Here is a 1,053-nt window from a genome sequence, read left to right as displayed (position 1 = left end):
AGCTCCGACCTGGTGGACCGGGCCCGCAGGACCGGCGCGCGCGACGCCCGGCTCGCCGCCGTGGGGCTGCCCGGAGGCAGGTACGGCGGCCGCGGCCCCGACCCCGAGCGGCCCGCCGACAAGGTGCGGGCCGAACTCGGCGCCACCGGACGCCCGTTGCTCGTCGCCGTCGCCTCCCTGGACCCGCACCGCGGTCACGAGACACTGCTCGACGCCGCCCGCGCCTGGCGCGACCTCGATCCCCAGCCGCTGGTCGTCGTCGCGGGGGAGGGGCCACTGCGGCCGGAGTTGCAGCGCCGGATCGAGGCCGAGCATCTGCCGGTCCGGCTCCTCGGCGTCCGCGACGACGTGCCGGACCTGCTCGCCGCCGCCGACCTGGCGCTCCTGACCGGCCGTTGGGAATCGCGCTCGGTGTTCGCGCAGGAGGCGCTGTACGCCCGGGTGCCGCTCGTCGCGACCGCCGTCGGCGGTGTCCCGGACCTCGTGGGCGACGCCGCCGACCTCGTCCCCTACGGCGACGGACCCGCCCTCGCCGCCGCCGTCACCGATCTGCTCGACGACCCCGAGCGGCGCGAGCACTTGCGCGAACGGGGTGTCCAACAGGCGGCCACCTGGCCGACCGAGGACGAGACGGTCGCCCAAGTGCTGAGTGTCTACGACGAGTTGACCCTTCCGGTCCCGCTCGCCTGACTCAGACCACGTGGTCCCGCGCGCGCAGCGCCAGGCTCAACGCCAGTACCGTCTGCGGGTCGTCGAGGTCGGTGCCCAGCAACTCGCCTATCCGGGCCAGCCGGTTGTAGAGGGTCTGCCGGTTCAGATGCAGTTCGCGGGCGGTCTCCGCCTTGCGGCCCGCGTGCGCGAGATAGGTCTCCAGGGTCGGCAGCAGCGGCGGGCGCGAGCGCGCGTCGTGCTCCAGGAGCGGACCGAGCGCGCGGTCCACGAACGCCGCCAGGTCCGGGTGGTCGCGCAACCGCCACAGCAACAGGTCGATGTCCAGCCGCCGCGCGTCGTACCAGGGCCGGTCGGCGCGGCCGCGCACCGCCGTCGCCGCCT

2 protein-coding genes are annotated in these 1,053 nt (G+C 75.4%); one reads left to right on the top strand and one right to left on the bottom strand.

All coding sequences use genetic code 11. The features are described from left to right. Positions 1-690: glycosyltransferase family 4 protein (locus GTW40_RS07800; RefSeq protein WP_161179419.1), on the top strand; the 690-nt coding region annotated here is incomplete at its 5' end. Position 691: 1 nt separating this feature from the next. Here GTW40_RS07800 and GTW40_RS07795 read toward each other — a convergent pair. Continuing rightward, positions 692-1,053, bottom strand: a 362-nt coding sequence (locus tag GTW40_RS07795) for a helix-turn-helix domain-containing protein (protein ID WP_161179418.1), incomplete at its 5' end; no start/stop codon positions are given.

This window comes from Streptomyces sp. SID4985 (assembly GCF_009863025.1).
Taxonomy (GTDB): Bacteria; Actinomycetota; Actinomycetes; order Streptomycetales; family Streptomycetaceae; genus Streptomyces.
This window is presented reverse-complemented; position numbering and strand designations above follow the sequence as displayed.